Source organism: Pseudomonas sp. Emmai (assembly GCF_055179735.1).
In genome coordinates this window covers 5,629,882-5,646,271 of the sequence record NZ_CM143685.1, presented here as the reverse complement: position 1 = coordinate 5,646,271, position 16,390 = coordinate 5,629,882, and the positions used below count along the sequence as shown (strand labels likewise).

At 59.0% G+C, this 16,390-nt stretch carries 18 protein-coding genes and 1 pseudogene; 8 read left to right on the top strand and 11 right to left on the bottom strand.

Translation table 11 applies throughout. The features are described 5' to 3' along the window. Positions 1–94: 94 nt before the first annotated feature. Positions 95–532: pseudogene (locus tag ACY4LX_RS25935) on the top strand (hypothetical protein). Here the strand turns inward: ACY4LX_RS25935 and ACY4LX_RS25930 are convergent. The 3 genes from ACY4LX_RS25930 to ACY4LX_RS25920 form a co-directional block, all read right to left on the bottom strand. Next, a complete protein-coding gene (locus ACY4LX_RS25930; RefSeq protein WP_463258240.1) occupies positions 529–1,704 on the bottom strand; it encodes a GAF domain-containing sensor histidine kinase in 1,176 nt (391 codons plus the stop codon). The pseudogene ACY4LX_RS25935 and the gene ACY4LX_RS25930 sit on opposite strands and share 4 nt — an antisense overlap. A 309-nt stretch (positions 1,705–2,013) precedes the next feature. Further along, positions 2,014–2,319 (bottom strand): PepSY domain-containing protein, encoded by a 306-nt coding sequence (locus ACY4LX_RS25925; RefSeq protein ID WP_149657801.1) that lies wholly within the window; start codon positions 2,317–2,319, stop codon positions 2,014–2,016. A gap of 119 nt (positions 2,320–2,438) precedes the next feature. Further along, complete coding sequence (locus ACY4LX_RS25920; protein ID WP_463258239.1) at positions 2,439–3,566, bottom strand: glycerophosphodiester phosphodiesterase; 1,128 nt, start codon at positions 3,564–3,566, stop codon at positions 2,439–2,441. A 236-nt stretch (positions 3,567–3,802) separates the two neighbouring features. Between ACY4LX_RS25920 and ACY4LX_RS25915 the strand changes: the two genes are divergently transcribed. After that, positions 3,803–4,129: a DUF2025 family protein gene (locus ACY4LX_RS25915; protein ID WP_149657799.1), complete on the top strand. Its 327-nt coding sequence runs from the start codon at positions 3,803–3,805 to the stop codon at positions 4,127–4,129. A gap of 101 nt (positions 4,130–4,230) precedes the next feature. Here ACY4LX_RS25915 and ACY4LX_RS25910 read toward each other — a convergent pair whose 3' ends face one another. Next, a complete protein-coding gene (locus ACY4LX_RS25910; RefSeq protein ID WP_463258238.1) occupies positions 4,231–4,950 on the bottom strand; it encodes a CTP synthase C-terminal region-related (seleno)protein in 720 nt (239 codons plus the stop codon). A 31-nt stretch (positions 4,951–4,981) separates the two neighbouring features. Between ACY4LX_RS25910 and ACY4LX_RS25905 the strand changes: the two genes are divergently transcribed. Then, positions 4,982–5,947 (top strand): LysR family transcriptional regulator, encoded by a 966-nt coding sequence (locus ACY4LX_RS25905; RefSeq protein ID WP_463258237.1) that lies wholly within the window; start codon positions 4,982–4,984, stop codon positions 5,945–5,947. Here the strand turns inward: ACY4LX_RS25905 and ACY4LX_RS25900 are convergent. The 3 genes from ACY4LX_RS25900 to ACY4LX_RS25890 all read right to left on the bottom strand — a co-directional run bounded on the left by ACY4LX_RS25900 (position 5,944) and on the right by ACY4LX_RS25890 (position 8,372). Next, positions 5,944–6,489, bottom strand: a complete 546-nt coding sequence (locus ACY4LX_RS25900) for a DUF1003 domain-containing protein (RefSeq protein ID WP_463258236.1) — start codon at positions 6,487–6,489, stop codon at positions 5,944–5,946. The two genes, ACY4LX_RS25905 and ACY4LX_RS25900, sit on opposite strands and share 4 nt — an antisense overlap. A gap of 34 nt (positions 6,490–6,523) precedes the next feature. Then, complete coding sequence (locus ACY4LX_RS25895) at positions 6,524–7,606, bottom strand: diguanylate cyclase (protein WP_149657796.1); 1,083 nt, start codon at positions 7,604–7,606, stop codon at positions 6,524–6,526. A 157-nt stretch (positions 7,607–7,763) separates the two neighbouring features. Then, positions 7,764–8,372, bottom strand: coding sequence for a TetR/AcrR family transcriptional regulator (locus tag ACY4LX_RS25890; protein WP_149657795.1), 609 nt, complete (start codon positions 8,370–8,372; stop codon positions 7,764–7,766). Positions 8,373–8,586: 214 nt separating this feature from the next. Here ACY4LX_RS25890 and ACY4LX_RS25885 point away from each other — a divergent pair, with 214 nt between their 5' ends. Next, positions 8,587–9,636: an MBL fold metallo-hydrolase gene (locus ACY4LX_RS25885; RefSeq protein ID WP_149657794.1), complete on the top strand. Its 1,050-nt coding sequence runs from the start codon at positions 8,587–8,589 to the stop codon at positions 9,634–9,636. 62 nt (positions 9,637–9,698) lie between these two features. Here ACY4LX_RS25885 and ACY4LX_RS25880 read toward each other — a convergent pair whose 3' ends face one another. From ACY4LX_RS25880 to ACY4LX_RS25870, 3 genes are all read right to left on the bottom strand, one after another. Then, entirely contained in the window at positions 9,699–9,917 is a 219-nt protein-coding gene (locus ACY4LX_RS25880) for an XRE family transcriptional regulator (protein ID WP_463258235.1), read from the bottom strand. A gap of 11 nt (positions 9,918–9,928) precedes the next feature. After that, complete coding sequence (locus ACY4LX_RS25875; RefSeq protein WP_463258234.1) at positions 9,929–10,246, bottom strand: helix-turn-helix domain-containing protein; 318 nt, start codon at positions 10,244–10,246, stop codon at positions 9,929–9,931. A gap of 93 nt (positions 10,247–10,339) precedes the next feature. After that, on the bottom strand, positions 10,340–11,107 hold the full coding sequence (locus tag ACY4LX_RS25870) for an AraC family transcriptional regulator (RefSeq protein WP_463258233.1): 768 nt from the start codon (positions 11,105–11,107) through the stop codon (positions 10,340–10,342). 112 nt (positions 11,108–11,219) lie between these two features. Between ACY4LX_RS25870 and ACY4LX_RS25865 the strand changes: the two genes are divergently transcribed. The 4 genes from ACY4LX_RS25865 (at position 11,220) to ACY4LX_RS25850 (ending at position 15,203) form a co-directional block, all read left to right on the top strand. Beyond that, entirely contained in the window at positions 11,220–12,029 is an 810-nt protein-coding gene (locus tag ACY4LX_RS25865; protein WP_463258232.1) for a sulfite exporter TauE/SafE family protein, read from the top strand. Between the two features lie 26 nt (positions 12,030–12,055). Continuing rightward, entirely contained in the window at positions 12,056–12,748 is a 693-nt protein-coding gene (locus tag ACY4LX_RS25860) for a DUF6933 domain-containing protein (protein WP_133837998.1), read from the top strand. A gap of 93 nt (positions 12,749–12,841) precedes the next feature. Continuing rightward, positions 12,842–13,996: a hypothetical protein gene (locus ACY4LX_RS25855; protein ID WP_463258231.1), complete on the top strand. Its 1,155-nt coding sequence runs from the start codon at positions 12,842–12,844 to the stop codon at positions 13,994–13,996. A gap of 34 nt (positions 13,997–14,030) precedes the next feature. Continuing rightward, positions 14,031–15,203 carry a hypothetical protein gene (locus tag ACY4LX_RS25850; RefSeq protein WP_463258230.1) on the top strand — a complete coding sequence of 391 codons (1,173 nt, stop codon included), beginning with the start codon at positions 14,031–14,033 and terminating at the stop codon, positions 15,201–15,203. A 6-nt stretch (positions 15,204–15,209) separates the two neighbouring features. Here the strand turns inward: ACY4LX_RS25850 and ACY4LX_RS25845 are convergent, their stop codons facing one another. After that, positions 15,210–16,199, bottom strand: a complete 990-nt coding sequence (locus ACY4LX_RS25845; protein ID WP_463258229.1) for a hypothetical protein — start codon at positions 16,197–16,199, stop codon at positions 15,210–15,212. Positions 16,200–16,390: the final 191 nt, after the last annotated feature.

Genomic DNA, 16,390 nt, shown 5'->3' with positions numbered 1-16,390 from the left:
CGGTTCGCTTACCAAACCGGTACACAGTCGATCTCAAGTGCGGCCAGCGGATGTCGATGATGGGTTTAACCTGAACCCACCTAGGATCAATCCCATGGTTAGCATCACCTCGGTTTCCATCAACCAGACCCTTTCAACACAGACCAGCAAAACCGCGATCAGCGACAGCACCGACGACGCGACCTCCGTGACGGCGGCTGCCTCCAGCGATACCTCCAAGACTTCCGCGAACGGTACGGCGCCGGCGGCGGGTGGCGGCAGTTCGAGCAGCAGCACGGAATCCGACGCGGTGAAGGACTTGCGCAAGCAGATCGCCGAGCTGCAAAAGCAATTGTAGGAACAACAACAGCAACTGCAAGCCGCTCAGGCCAAGCAGGAAAGCGCCGATGCCAAAGCCGCCGATGTGGCCGCCGCGCAATCGCAGATCGCAACCACCTCGGGTTCATTGCAGACCGCTACGGCGGCGTTGTTGCAGGCGTTGCAGCAGGAAGGCAGCAGCACGTCCGGGTCGATGGTCAGTACGTCGGCTTAACTCGCGGCCGGCAGGCTGAAGGTAAACAGCGTGCCGCTCTGCGCCGTGGACGCCACGTGCAGTTGGCCGCCATGGGACTGGGCAATCTGACTGGCAATGTAGAGGCCCAGCCCGAGGCCGGCCTGGGGCGTGTCGCGGGTCGGTCGCGAGTAGGGCTGGAATAGATGGGGCAGCACGGCTTCGGGGATCGTCCCCTGATTTTTCACCGCCAGCATCAAGGCGCCCTGATCCACCTGCGCGATGACTTCGATGTCACCTCGGACATCGCCATGGGCAATAGCATTGGCCAGCAGGTTGGAGAGCAATTGCGCGACACGCTCGCGATCGCATTGGACGTCTCGCAGCTCGCCGATCGACGCGCGGATGACCCGTTGCGGGTGCACGCCCTGGATCTCTGAAATCACATGCTGTAGCGCATCGCCCAGGTCCGGGCAGGTCGCGATATCGAGCGGGATGCCATTGCCCAGGCGGCCACGGGCGAAGTCCAGCACGTCGTCCACCAATTGCGCGGCGCGTCGGGCGCTGGTGAGGATGTGCTGCACCAGTTTGTCGCTGGCCGGATTGGGGGATTTGCGCTGGAGCATTTCGGCGGCGGCGCTGATGGCGAACAGCGGGTTGCGCAAGTCATGGCCGAGCACGGCAATGAACTGTTCGCGCAGTTCGGCGGTTTGCCGTTCCTGCTGCAAGTCCGCTTCGGTCTGTTGCAGGTTTTCTTCGGCCTCGATCTGCAGCGACAGCACCCTGGCGAACGACTCCATGGTGGTCTGGATCGCGCTGCTCTTGAGCTCGGCGGGGTTAGGGTCGAGGGCGCAGATGGTGCCGAAGAAACGCCCGTCGGTACGGAACACCGGGACCGAAATATAGCTTTCGAACTGGTACAGGCGCGGGGTGTGATGATCGCGGTACAGCGGGTCTTCACTGGCCTTGTCGATCACTACCGACACATGGGCCTGGCGAATTTCATGGCACAGGGTGGAGACCACATCCAGTTCGCCGCCGACCTTGAGGCCGAAGTCCAGTTGATCGAGCACGGCACAGGCCGTCCAGGAATCCTCGGTGACACGGGCCACGGCGGCAAAGCGCAGGCCGGTCATTTCCCGGATCACCTGAAGAATCGCCGGCACGGCGCTGATGCGGCCGATGGTGGTGATGTCTGCTGCCGCTGTTTGCATGTTTCTTGTTCTCTGCTTGAACGCCGTGGACGGATTCTAGCGATCCTGGCGCGCGCAGGCACAAAAAAACGCACGACCGGATGATCGTGCGTTTTTTTGGATTTCGCATAACCCCTGTAGGAGCGAAGCTTGCTCGCGAAAGCGGACGATCAGCCAACATTGATGTCGCCTGATTCACCGCTATCGCGAGCAAGCTTTGCTCCTACAGGGATTGGGGTGTGTCAGTCACATCAATGCTGGATGTGCTGCCGCCTTCGCGAGCAAGCTTCGCTCCTACAGGGATGGCGGCGATCCACAGGGATTGGGGGATTATGTGTCTTGTTTGTTGCTCAGGACTTTGCCGGTGGCGGCATCGAAATCCACGTCCCATTCAACGCCTTTGGCATCTTTGAGCTCGACTTCGTATTCATAGCCGTTGAAGTGGTTGTCCAGATCGGTGTCGGTGATGGTCGCACCCGGATGCAGTTTCAGCGCTGCCTGGCTCATTTCTTCCAGTGGCTTGATCTTGCCGCTTTTGACCAGCTCAGGGATCTGGTCGACGCGGATGTCAGCCTGGGCCATACCGGCAGTGAGGGTCAGGGCAGCGGCGGTGAACAGGGCAGTCAGGGTTTTCATAAAAGTCTTTCCTTGGGGTGATCTGTTTAAGTGGGCTCAGGTTAACCGGCGCAACTTAATTCACCCTTAAAAACGGCCTTCGCGAGCAAGCTCGCGAAGGCGTTAATGCGGTGCGCCGATCAGTAGCCGTTGTTCTGCAGCAATTGCGCCACGGTGCCCGCCGCCGGGCGTTTGTAGAACTTGAGCAATTCGCTGGCGCGGTTGGTGAAGATACCGTCGACACCGGCGTCCATGACTTTCTGATAATCCACCGCATCGTCGATGGTGTAGACGTGCACCAGCAGGCCCTGATCGTGGGTGAACTGGTTCATCCATGGCTTGACCAGGTCCGAGTAGCTCTGATCGCCGCCCTTGGTCAACGCGGCCGAAGGACCGGTGCCGATCGCGCCCTGGGCCTTGGCGTACTCGACCCATTGCTGGAATTCGGCTTTGCTTTTCGGCTCTTGCTTGGCGTAGTAAGTGGCTTTGTCCTTGTCGCCGGACTCAGCGAAGGTCACTTTGGATTTCGGCTCGATGCTGCCGTCACCGACCCACAGCAACAGGATCTTCGGCACGTTCGGCATTTCTTTTTGCAGCAGTTCGAGGCTGCTCTTCTCGAAGGTTTGCAGCACGACCTTGCCTTTGCCCTGGCCGACCGCAATCTCGCTTTTCGCCAGTTTCGAACCGACCGGGCTAAGCCAGCCGCGATCCTGGAGTTTTTCCTTGAGGTCGCGCTCGATGCCGGGGAATTGCTTCGGCTCTTTGGTTTCGATGTACAGGCCGGGTTTGTGCAGCGGGTTGCCCTGAGCGATGTCGATGATTTCATCGAGGGTCAGGATTTTCAGGCCGACGTAGGAAGGACGCGCGCGATCCGGGTAAGCGGTGTTGAACCAGCTGCCAGCGTCGAGGGTTTTCAGCTCGGCGATGGTGAACTGATTGGCCGGGGCGTCCTTGCGCTCGGGGAACTTGGTGGCGACGTCGGTGGTGCGCTGCAGGTTGTTGTCGTGCAGGGCAAACAGCACGCCGTCCTTGCTGCGCTGCAGGTCCATTTCCAGGTAGTCGGCGCCCAGGTCGCGGGCCAGTTTGTAGGACGCGGCGGTGGATTCCGGGGCATCGAAGGACGCGCCACGGTGGGCAATCACGGCCGGATGCGGGATGCCCAGCGTGGTCGCACGCGCGGTGGGGCTGGGCTGGGTGGCGGCCTGTGCCTGGCCGAGGCCGAGCAACAGGCTCAGTACCAAGGCGCTCTTGGTGAAGGTAGCAGGCATGGTCGAGGTCCTTTCGCAGAGGTTTTCAAAGACGTACCTTTTAACAACTGAGCGCCGGGAGCGCCATCGCCAGACCGACATAAACGTGTTTAAAGCGATTTTTTTCAGCGCTTTTGTGCGGTTCTTTGCAGTACTCTTGGCCCCGGCAGTTTCCCCGGCAGAGGGAAACCCGTTCCCCAGCCCTTGCGTGTAAACCATCGATCACCGGTCCCTTTGCGACCTTTTGTGAGGTTTATATGCGCATCACTTCCCAGCTCATCTGCCAGGCCGCCGACCAACTCAAGGGCTTCGTCGGCCTCAATCGCAAGACCGGCCAGTACATCGTGCGCTTCAGCGAAGACGCCTTCGGCATGGACGTGGCGGATGACGGCATCATCCCCACCAGCGAATTCGTCTGGGCACCGGGGCCCGAGCAGGCGATGACCCTCAAGCGCGAGCTGATTCAGCTGTTGCTGGATCAGAATATCGATGACCGGATCAACATCACCGAACCGTTGCGGGTGTATATGAACCGGCTGGAAGTGCCGGAGATTTCGGCGGTGCGCAGTTTGGTTCGGGGGTAACGTCAAAAGATCGCAGCGTTCGGCAGCGCCTACCGGGGATGTGTACACCCGAAGGCTGCGATCTTTTCCGCGGTTAAACCGAGATAACGGGGGCGGGGCGATCATGTTTTCTGCCTCGCGCAGGCATCGATCAGGGCTGCCACCAATGGCGGCAACGTTCCTTTGAGCGCAGCACGTTCCGGCTGGAACAGGGTCGCGACAAAGAATGGATGACCTTGCAGTTCCAGCGCCCGCAGATCGCCATTCGAATCGTGACCCACGGCGTTGAGTTGCCCGTTCAACAGCGCCTGCTCGAACTGCGGATTCACACCGTAGCGGCAGCGATAGCCTTCGTGAATCTCGGACGTTTCATACGCCGTGGCGAGCAACGAACCTTCAACCAGGTGAATGCTGTCGACGGCCTCCACCAGCGAACAGGTCAGCGGCGTGAGCAGCGCCCGTGCGGCGTCGGGGGATGTCTCGCCGTGCTCGGCATCGGCCCAGCCCAACACATTGCGCGCGTATTCCAGCACTGCGTGTTGAAAACCACCGCAGGTGCCGAGGAAGGGGCGTTGGTGTTCGCGGGCAAAACGGATCGCGCGTAATGCGCCGTCCATGTCGCGATAGGGGCTGGCAGGCACACACCAGAAGCCATCGAAGTGCTCCAGCGGCGTACCGGCATGGATGCGGTCGGTGGCCAGCCATTGGAATTGCACGTCCCGGCCCGAGTGTTCGGCGGCCATGCCGAGGGCAATGGGGATGGCTTGATGGGCGGTGACTTGCGGGTCGTAATCGCCGATCAGGGCGATGCGGATGGGATGGTCAGGAGAAACAGAGTCCATGTGATTTTCCTTGTCGGCTGAGATCTGCAAAATGGCGACCAAACCTGTGGCGAGGTTGTTCGTTTCTGGCAGTCACTATAGATTGGCGTTCGCGCACTCAATATTGGCGTTACCCCAATTGATCAATGCACCGACGCACTATCGGCTGGACTACCCGGACCTGGCCCTGATCCTTGCCCTGGTTCGCGGCGGCTCTCTGGCCCGGGCTTCCCTGCTCTTAAAGGTCGACGTCTCGACGGTGTTCCGGGCCGTGCGCCGCTTGGAAGCCGCGCTAGGTCAACAATTGTTCGAAAAGAGCCGCGCCGGTTATCTGCCGACGACCTTGGCCCAGACCCTGGCCGAACAGGCGGAACGCGCCGAACAGGCACTGGACGCGGCGCGTGTCGGCGTGGAGCAGGGTGGTGAAATCATCAGTGGCACCGTGCGCCTGACCTGTACCGACTCCGTCCTTCAAGAGTTGCTGCTGCCGGCGCTGGCGCAGTTCATGCCGGCCTACCCGGCGCTGAACATCGAACTCAGCACCTCCAACGACTTCGCCAACCTCAGCCGCCGGGATGCCGACATCGCCCTGCGCCTGACTCGCACACCGCCCGAACACTTGGTCGGCCGATGCCTGGCGCAGGTGTCGTACCGGGTCTGTGGCAGTGCGGCCTATCTGAACACCGTCGATCCCACCGATCTGGCAGCGCTGACCTGGATCGCCCCGGACGACTTCCTGCCGGACCACCCGACCATCGCCTGGCGCCGCCAGCAATGGCCCGGCGTGGTGCCGGGTTATCGCTGCAACAGCTTGTTGTCGGTGACCGGGTTGGTGCGGGCGGGGCTTGGCGTCGCGGCATTGCCGGACTTTCTGATCGACGAGGGTTTGCAACCGTTGACCGGGCCGTTGCAGGGCTGCGACACGGCGCTATGGTTGCTGACGCGTCCGGACTGCCGCGCCTTGCGCTCGGTGGTGACGTTGTTTGACGAGCTGGGGCGAGCGCTGCGCTTGCCTTAGATCGACGTTTTGGGTTCGACCTTGCGCACAAAGTGCTGATGCATTTCCGACGTCAGGTTTTCGATGCGTTCGGTCAAGGCCTTGGTCAATTCCGTGAGGCGGGTGTTCTGTTCCAGCAGTTCCAGCAATTGCGCGGTGTTCTGCGCAGCCTGCGCCTGGCGCTCGCTGTTGGCGACGGCCAAGGCTTCGCGGTGTTGCGCGTCGGCGTCAGACTGGGCTTTGTCTCGCGCGGCCTGACGGGTCTGGGCCAGCAGGATCAACGGCGCGGCGTAGGCTGCTTGCAGGCTGAAGGCCAGGTTGAGCAGGATAAACGGGTAGACATCGAAGTGAGTCACGCCCGCCAGGTTGACGCCGATCCAGATAGCCACGATCAGGGTTTGCGCCCCGAGAAACGTCGGCGTGCCGAAGAACCGTGCAAACGCCTCGGCGCGCAGGGCGAATTTGTCATTACCGAAGGTCGGCGCCAGATGAGCGTGAGGGCGGTGGAAGCGCAGGTGATCTACGGGGGCGGCTGGTTGGGTGTCGGACTTGGTGGAATTCATGGTGCGCTCGGCAGGGAATCGGGACTTGGGATCACTATAGTCCTGCGTAAGCGTCGATTGGCTGAATCGATGTTGAATGACTCGACGCCATGCTGATCTTGTTACGGCCGGTGTTTTTCGCGGTGTAGAGGGCTTTGTCGGCGTCGTTGAGCCAGGCAATCGCGTCGGCGAAAGGCGTTTGGTACGCGGCCAGGCCAATGCTCAGCTTGATGCGCAGTTCGGGCGCGTGCGGGTGGCGATATTCGTTGAGCACTTCGCGCAAACGTTCCATCGCTTCCCTGGCTTGCTGCAATGACATGTTCGTCAGGATCACGCAGAACTCGTCGCCGCCATAGCGGCCGGCCAGATCACTGTCACGCAGGGTGCGCTTGAGCTCCACGCTCAATTGCCGCAGCACCGTATCGCCGACGATATGCCCGTAGGTGTCGTTGATCGCCTTGAAATGATCGATGTCGATCAGGGCAATCACCGACGCGACCTGGTTCTGCCGGCATTGCTCGAACTTGACGTGCAACAGGTCTTTCCAGGCGCCGTGGTTGAGCAGGCCGGTCAGGCTGTCGGTGCGGCTCAACGCGCTCAAGGTGCGTTTGTGTTCGGCGAGTTTGAACGCCAGTCGATAACACACCATTCCCACTGCCAACGGGTAAAGAGTCAGCGACGGCAGGCAAGCCCACACCTGAATCGGTGTGGCCCTCGGGGTAAAGCCGATGCCGAACAGGAGCCAGGCAACAATGACGCCGACTATTTGCGCCAGGGCGCCGTGCAGAAACAACCTCGGGCCACCGGCGGCGACGTTGTTCATCGTCATCATGGACAGAATGGTGACGGTCACGATCGGGTTGAACTGAGCGGCAGCCGCCCAGAAGCCGCCGAACAGCGAGTCGCAAATGATGTTGCGGCGTTCGGCGCGATAGGGAAACGGTGACCGGGTGGCCATCTGGTAGGCGAGATGTGGCCAGACGAAGCCATTGAGCAGCATCAGCACCCAGACCCAGCCGGGCAGGTTCAATGGATAAAGCGCGGCGGTCACACAGATACAGCCGATGCCCAGACCGACCGTTCTGGGCATGTAGATGCGTCGGGCAAACGAAAGGCCCTTGCCGCGTTGGTTTTCCATAATTCCCTGCGCCAGATTCATTCTGAAACACTTTGCCGTGTTTTATTCAGAGTTACCGTTCATCGGTAAAGCGGCTGACATTGTCATTTATTCCAACGGGAATAATCAGTGTCCTTGGGAGCCATTTAACACGGGCGCAGGCGTGGCAGGACTTGTTCTAGAGCTGGTAGCAGGCCAGGAACATGTCCATGGCCGACTCGACGACCGTGCTTTGTACCTCGGGCGAAAGGCCGGTCTGGCCCATGGAAATCTGCGGCCAGAACCCGAAGGATTTGAGCAAACCCTGAACCTGCTGTGCAGCAAATTCCGGGGCGACCGGTTTCAGTCGGCCATCGGCCTGGGCGGCGCGAATCCACAGGGTCAGGCCCTCTTCGCGTTCGCCCATGCGGGTGATCATGTTCTGCGCACGTTCGGGGGAATGGATGGTCGCGGCTATGGCGACCCGCGCCAGGTCGAGAAAATTGTTATCACCCATCATCTGCATTTTCGCCAACAGGAGCTGCCGAAGCTGATCGCGCAGGGGCAGGTCAGGGCGGTACGAGGTGTCCTGTTCTTCCGTAACCCGCGCCCATAACTGGTTGAGAATTTCGGCAAACAGCTCTTCTTTGCTCGGGAAATGGTTGTACACCGTGCGCTTCGACACACCTGCCGTGGCGGCGATCCTGTCCATGCTGGTGATCTCGAAACCGTTGGTACGGAATTCGGCAATCGCCGCTTGGATGATGGCTTCGCGTTTTCGGTCGGTCAGGCGTTGTGGAGCTGTCATAAGTACGCTTCGGCAGGAAAAGGTGGGAATTACACTCGGCAGTTTACTTGTCATCAGGATTGATGCAACCTAGAAACTACACTGTGCAGTGTAATCCGCTGTTAATCCTGCACGGCTAAAAACAGATCTTCGGCTGATGCGTGCGTGCCTTGGCCATTTAACGTCCCAAAGCGGAAACCCGTGAATCGCGCGGTTTTTCTGGAGTCATTCCTTCATGGCCAATACAAATTCCTCTGCACAAATCGCCATCCGACCTGAAGCCTCTCGTCAGGTAGAAGGGCATTTCCGAAATCACCAACCGGTCCAGCGCGAAGGCTTTCGCAAAATGCTGCGCATCATGTGGAACATGATCTTCCACAAACCACGCAGCACCCGCCCGAGTGCTGCCATCCCGGTGCACACCCTGACCCAGGCCGCGCTGATCGCCGCTCCGAACCACAGCGTCTACCGCCTCGGTCACTCCACGGTACTGCTCAAACTGCGAGACAAATTCTGGATCACCGACCCGGTATTCGCCGAGCGCGCCTCCCCCGTGCAATGGGCCGGCCCCAAGCGTTTCCACCAGCCGCCGATCAGCCTGGAAGAATTGCCGCCGATTGAAGCGGTGATCCTGTCCCATGACCACTACGACCACCTTGATTACAACGCGGTGCTCAAACTGGCGGACAAGACCAAATACTTCCTCACGCCGTTAGGTGTGGGCGATACCCTGATCAAGTGGGGCATCGATGCCAGCAAAGTTCGCCAACTGGACTGGTGGCAGGGCACTGAAGTCGATGGCCTTCAATTCATCGCCACACCGTCGCAGCACTTCTCCGGTCGCGGCCTGTTCGATGGCAACAGCACGCTGTGGGCCTCGTGGGTGATGATCGACGGCAACACCCGGATCTTCTTCAGTGGTGACACGGGCTACTTCGACGGCTTCAAACGCATCGGCGAACAGTACGGCCCGTTCGACCTGACCCTGATGGAAACCGGTGCCTACAACGTCGAATGGCCACACGTGCACATGCAACCCGAACAAACCCTGCAAGCGCACATCGACCTCAAAGGGCGCTGGCTGCTGCCGATTCACAACGGCACCTTCGACCTGTCGATGCACGCCTGGTACGAACCCTTCGATCGCATCCTGGCGCTGGCCTGGGAGCGGAACGTGTCGATCAGCACGCCGCAGATGGGCGAGGCGTTCAACGTGATGTATCCGCAGCGCGGCAGCCCGTGGTGGTCGGAACTGGAAAGCGTTGGCGATCAGGTGACGGCGTAGAGCGCTTGATGATGTGGGACCGAGCCGCCTGCCATGGAGGCGGCCCGGGTCTCATCACTCCGTTAGCGAGGCTCATCCTGTCGCTGATTCAGGTGCCCCGAGATCTTTGCCATGGTCACATCGCGACGTTGTCCTCGAAGCACTTCATCGAGATCCGCCTGAGACAGCCCAAGCTTCTGCGCCGCTTCGGCATTGCTTAGTTCACCGGCTTTCAGAAGCATGCCTATTTTCATCACGTATTCGGCTTTGGCTCGCGCGGCCCCTGCATCGATATCACTCATCTGCGGACACCTCACTCAACCATCGCATAATCCGGCCGCGCCACCGGATTGGGTGTCGCCCCCTTCACATTCATCCCCCTGCCTGGCGCAAACCCGGGGAAGAACACCAGTCCTTCAGATTCAAACCGATACGCCAACGCCAGTCGGGTGACATCCAGCACGTCGCGTCCGGCCTCGAATCGTTCTATGGCGTCCACGGACACCCCGGATTCCCGAGACAGTTCTTCCACGCTCCAACCCAGCATCGCTCGGGCCTGGGCGCTGTGGGCCGGGGTGAATTGGAAGAGGGCGATACGTTCCAGGGTGATTTTCATCGCAAGAGAGGCCATGGTGTTCTCCGGGCTCGAGAGTGCTGATTCAAAATGTACTGTGTTTTTGTACAGTTGTTTTGATCCCGGATCAAACGCATTTTTTGATTTGTGCTATTTCGCCGCATCCATCCAGACGGACGGTGCCTGCCCCAGTACCCGGCGAAACATCGTCGAGAACGCCGCCGGGCTGTCGTAGCCGAAGTCCACGGCAATCCGCGTCACCGGCGTCCCCACCGCCAGTCGCGCCAGGGCCAGCACCACGCACGCTTGCTGGCGCCATTGGCTGAAACTCAGGCCGGTCTGTTGGCGAAACAGGCGGTTAAAGGTGCGCAGGCTGATGTGCAACTGATCGGCCCAGTACTGCGGCGCTTGATGGATGTTGGGCTGCTGGAGAAACGTCTGACACAACCCGAGCAATCGTCCTTCGACGGGCAGCGGAATATGCAGCGGCAGATGAGCGCTACGGGCCAGTTCGTGCAGCAACAAGTCGATCAGCACACCGTCGCGCCCGGACTCATCGTAGGCCAACGGCACCTCTACAGCCTCCATCAATAGATGCCGCATCAACGGCGACACACTGATCACCTGGCAACGACTCCCCAGATCAACCGCTGCCGGCTCGATGTACAAACTCCGCGTACTCACCCCGAGCATCAACACCTCATGAGCCACCCCGGCCGGGATCCACACCGCCCGTTGCGGCGGCACCACCCAGCTGCCATCGTGGGTGCTGACCTGCATCACGCCAGTGGCGCCATACAGGAGTTGTGCCCGTCGATGTGTATGAAGGGGCAACACATGACCGTGGGAATAATCCGTACCGATCGCCACCACCGGTCGTGGAGTGTCGTCCAGCAGATTGATCGAAACATTGCGCATCGGGCGATATCCAGCAGTTGGCGTAAACGCGAGCATTATTGGCTGACTTGCTGAAGCAGGCCAAGCGGCACCGCTTTATCGTCGACCGCTCCCCACCATTGGACGATGCGCGATGTTCTACCTCTTACTGACACTCTTCGGCTGCATGACCGGCATCACCGCCGTGCTGTTCGGCTTCGGCGGCGGCTTCGTCGTGGTGCCGTTGCTGTACCGCATGCTCCTGGCCAGCCATGGGGCCGACGACCCCATCGGTCAATCGGCAATGCACATCGCCGTTGCCACTTCGACTTGCGTAATGATCGTCAACGCGCTGATCGCCACCGGAAAACACCACCGCGCCGGTAGCCTGATTCGCCATTATCTGTGGCCGTTGGGTGGGTACATCGGGTTGGGCGCGATGGTCGGCGCTGTTGCAGCGATGTGGGCCAAGGGTGAGGTGATTCGCTATGCCTTCATCGTGTACTTGGGCATTACGATTCTGGACTGCCTGTTCAGGCGCGGTTTTCTCACGCACTCGGGTAACGCAATCCCACGACGATTGGGAAGGGTGGAGGTATCTGGTGTAGGAATCGGCGCTATCGCCACCTTTCTCGGCGTGGGCGGCAGCGTCATGACCGTGCCATTGTTGAGGCGATGCGGCCTGAGCATGACCCAAGCCACATCCATGGCCAACCCACTGAGTTTGCCCGTGGCCCTGGCCGGGACGCTGACTTACATGGCGATGGCCGGGTTCACCGAGTTTGATCTGGGGCCGTGGTTTGTGGGGTATGTGGATGTGTTGGCGTTTGCGATATTGGGGGCTGGATCGATTATCGGCATGAGGCTGGCTACGCCTTGGATCGGGCGGATACCGGATCGCATACATGCTTGGGTCTACATCGGTTTGCTGCTTTTAGTGATGCTTGGTATGTGGGTTAATTAAGTACACCTAACGCTTGAGGGCCATTGATGTTGATCTTTAACTGCACCGAAGCAGCCAGCCAGTTTTTCAGTCGCGTCCAAAAGGGTAAAACAATCACGCCCGTGGACTTCAATCCACCATCGCCCACCCCGGAAGAGGATGAACCGGCTGATCTGACAGAGCAGTGGCTGGTCCATGCGATCACCGTACAGCGCAAGCACGTGCTGTTCGTCATGCACATCAAAACCCGTTACTGCATGATTTTCGCGGACGCGAAAAAGGCTGACGTTGCCGGATTTATCCAACGCTTCTCTGAGCGCTGGCTCTACGGCTTGATGCGCCATGCGACGCAGAATGACTTGTTTCAATGGATCGATGGCGATCTCATGGAGCAGCGTTATGAGCAGGCCTGTAGCGAGTATGTTTTCTATAAGCGCCGGCATCGCGGTGCGCAAAAGCATATCGACGAAGTCTCTTGGATTTTCCAGGATTACGCCGCCGAATGGGGTTCGCTACCGGCTGACGAATACGAGGCTGGCCGCTTCGACGCTCGGAGGAATGACACCCCGCGACTGAGTAAAGGCCATAAGGACTATTACTGGCCCGATGAAGAAATGATTGCGCACTGGTTACGCACTTACTCCGGCCAGGATGAACAAAGTGTTCAGGCTGCACGTGATCGGCGTAAAGCAGTGAAGCGCGAGATTGGGCAGTTGGAGTCGCGACTGGCGCAGCAATGATCGACATGGCGGCATCGATTGTTTGACGCTTCTTCGCCATAATCCGCGCCCATTACTAGCGAGCAAACGCTCGCTTCGTTCAAGGATGATTTGATGTTCAACGGATTGTGTCGTCTGACTGGCGTTATCGCGCTGGCGTGCTCAACGTTTTCTACGCCGCTGTGGGCGGAAAACAGCGCTCAGGTGTACACCGGAACCTTGGGCAAAACGCCGATTGTGCTGCAGATGGACCCCGAAACGGCGACCGGCCGCTACTTCTACCAGAAGTACCGCAAGGATCTGGCGCTCAACGGCACAAAGGAAGGCAAAGCCCTTGTTCTTAAGGAGGGTGAAGAACCTTACGGCGAGGACACGCCGCGCCCGACAATTCGCTTGCAGCCCACGCCTGAAGGCTGGGCCGGCGAATGGATCAGCCCTGAAGGTAAAGTGCTGAAGATCGAGTTGGCGCGAGCCAAACGCCCACCACTACCGGCCAATACGTTGCCCTATCTAACCAGGCTCCATGATCAGGAACCTTATGAGTATCTGCGCCTGCAAGGTCTGAAACTCAAGCAAGGCAAGACACAGACGTTTAATGGCTATTCGTTGCAGTGGTGGAGTGAGCCGCAGACGAAGTTGACGATATTTGAAGTGGTTTCCGGCTACGCCCCTGAAGCGCGCGATCGCATTAATCAGCAGTTGATGAATCAATTGTGGCGGCAAGTGGTGGGGTACTACGGGTGTCTCGCTGGCGGTAGCGATACGTCGCTTATCCAAGCGATGACACCGCTGCTGATCACCTCATCGGTTATCAGCGTGAACGTTGAAACCGAGGGGCGTTGTGGCGGCCAGCACCCGGATTACAGCGAGGCGCCCATTAACCTGGATGCCAAAACCGGTAAGTCTCTGACGTTAGAAGACGTCCTTTGGGTCGGGCAGGGTAAACCGCTGCATTACGAAGAGCTGAATGACCAAACCCCGGAAGCGCGCGAAGTTTATTCCGAGTACCGCACCCAAAAACTTGCACCTTGGCTAGTCGAACAGTTGCATAAGCTTCACCCCGATCAGATACCTGGCAGTGACGAGAACTGCGCTTACGGTGAAGCAGACCGTTGGATTCTCCCGACTTGGTATTTCACTGAAGAAGGCATCAAGTTAGAGCCGTACTTCTCTCACGCCGAATCGCCGTGTGGGCATGTGGAATGGAGTCTTTTGCCCTATAGCCTTATCAAGCAGCACCCTGGCGGCGTCGCGCTGCAATTGCCCTGAGGCTGGATACCGCCATTTATCCAAGGAAGATTTGATGTTCAACGGATTGCGCTGGTTGGCCGGGGTTGTCGTCCTGGCGTGCTTAACGGCTTCGCCTGTGATTTGGGCTGACGCCAGTACTCAGGTCTATACCGGGACTTTGGGCAAAATGCCGATTGTGCTGGAAATGAATCCTGACTCTGGCGACGGTCGTTACTTCTACCAAAAGTACCGCAAGGACCTGATGCTCAGCGGCAAAAAGGACGGGCAGACGCTGGTGCTCGACGAGGCTCCGCTACGGGGATATCAGGACGCCCCTCACCCGACGATTCGTCTACAGCCCAAGCCAGACGGTTGGTCCGGTGAATGGCGCAGCCCCGAAGGCAAGGTGCTGAAAGTCGATCTACAGCAAGCCAACATTGCACCCGCGCCCGCCGCAACCGTGCCCTTTCTCACCACCCTGCGTGATCAGTCACCTTACGAGTACCTGCGTCTGCAAGGCCTGGACCTGAAGAAGGGCAAGGCCGAAACCTTCATGGGCTACTCGCTGCAATGGTGGATTGAACCAACATCCGAAACGACACTGTTTGAAGTGATGTCGGGGTACACCGCCGCGGAGCGCCAGCGCATCAATCAACAATTGATGGGGCGCCTGTGGCAAGAAGTGGCGGGGAAGTTCGACTGTGAGGCCAGTGCCGGCGAGACGTTCTACGCACAAACGGTAGAACCCTTGTGGATGGGGCCGTCGACCATCAGCGTGAGCATTGCTACCGAGTACAGTTGCGGCGGCGCCTATACCGATGAAAACGACATGCCACTCAATCTGGACGTCAAAACCGGCAAGACCCTGACCCTTGAAGACGTGCTGTGGCTCGGCCAGGGCAAACCGCTGCACTACGAACGCGAGTACAACGACGCCACGCCGTCTTCCGAATCGTACGACGCCTATTCCGACTACCGCACCAAAACCCTGGCGCCGTGGTTGGTCCAGCAACTCAGCGCGCTCTATCCCGACGAAATGAAAACCACCACAGAACGTGAAGACGGCTGCATCTATGGCGAGGAACAACCATGGGCATACCCGTCCTGGTACTTCACCAAAAGCGGCATCAAGTTAGTGCCATCGTTCCCGCACATCTCTTCCATGTGCCGCGACACAGCGTTCAGCGTCCTGCCCTACAACCTCATCCAGCAACACCCCGGCAGTGCCGCGCTGCAATTACCCTGACGCGCGTTACTTATCGTCCAACCCCGGCGCTTCACGAACAATGAAGTGATCCAGGTTCTCAATATTCGCACTGAACACCCCGAACGTCTGTTCGGGGTTTTTCTTGCTCGGCACCTGCTTCAACTCCGGCGTCACCCCATAGAAGAAACAAAACAACTCTTTCCCGCTCTCACTGGCGTGCTTGATCTCTTCCAGAAACGCCTTGCGCTTGCGGTAGTTGTCGATCAACTTCTTGCTCAAATAAACATTCACCGAATACGGCTTCTTCTTCGCCTCATCCGCCTGCTTAAACCAGACCTTCTGCTCGAAATCGATACGAAAACTCTGGGTGTAATCCTTTATTTCCTTGATCTTGCCCCAGTAAATCAGCCCCTTGTTGTCCGTCAGGTATTCGATCTTCTTGAAGAACGACCCATAAGGCGCCGTGTGCTCGCCAATCTTCAGCGGCATGCGCTTGAGCAACTCCTTGTCTTCGAAGTTCGACACAAAACACTCCACCGGATGGGCGAAGACACTGGTCTTGTCCGGCGCCGACTCGCGGGTTGGGTGTTCCGTGTACTTATCCACTGACGTGGGTTTCGGATCATCCCGCACCACATCTGCCGCCACCGTCGGGCTCGACGGCTTGCGCACATACTCACGCCGAGTCAGTAACAATTCCGACGGAAAATGCTCCTCACGACTGTCATCCGATTCCGCACCGTCCACCTCAATCCCCGACGCCGGCGTCCTCAAACTGACATAAGGACAATCCGCCACATGCCGCGTGCTGGGCGTGTTCTTGAAGTGCGGGGTGCGAACGTAATTCACGTTTTTGGCGTTGAACGTCGTCAACACATTCGCTGCATCGAAGGCCGCCCGGCAGGCGTCATTGGGACACTGGAAGTGTTCCTTGGCTGAATCGAATTCCATCGTCTCGTCAAAATTCAAATCCCGCACGTCATAGATCGACAGCTTGTCGTCGAGGCTGAGGCAGTAGGCGAGGTCGAATTTCATGGTGGGCTCGGGTCCTTGAGTGGGGGAGGGTATTAATAGCGGGAGGCGGGGCGGGTTGCACTGACTGTTTTCAAAACGCCGCAAAATCTGCGGCAACCCACTAAACCTGTGGGAGCGCGCTTGCTCACGAATGCCTGCATCAACGCATCGGCCACGCCAGGCTCAAACCTGTGGCGAGGGGGTTTACCCCC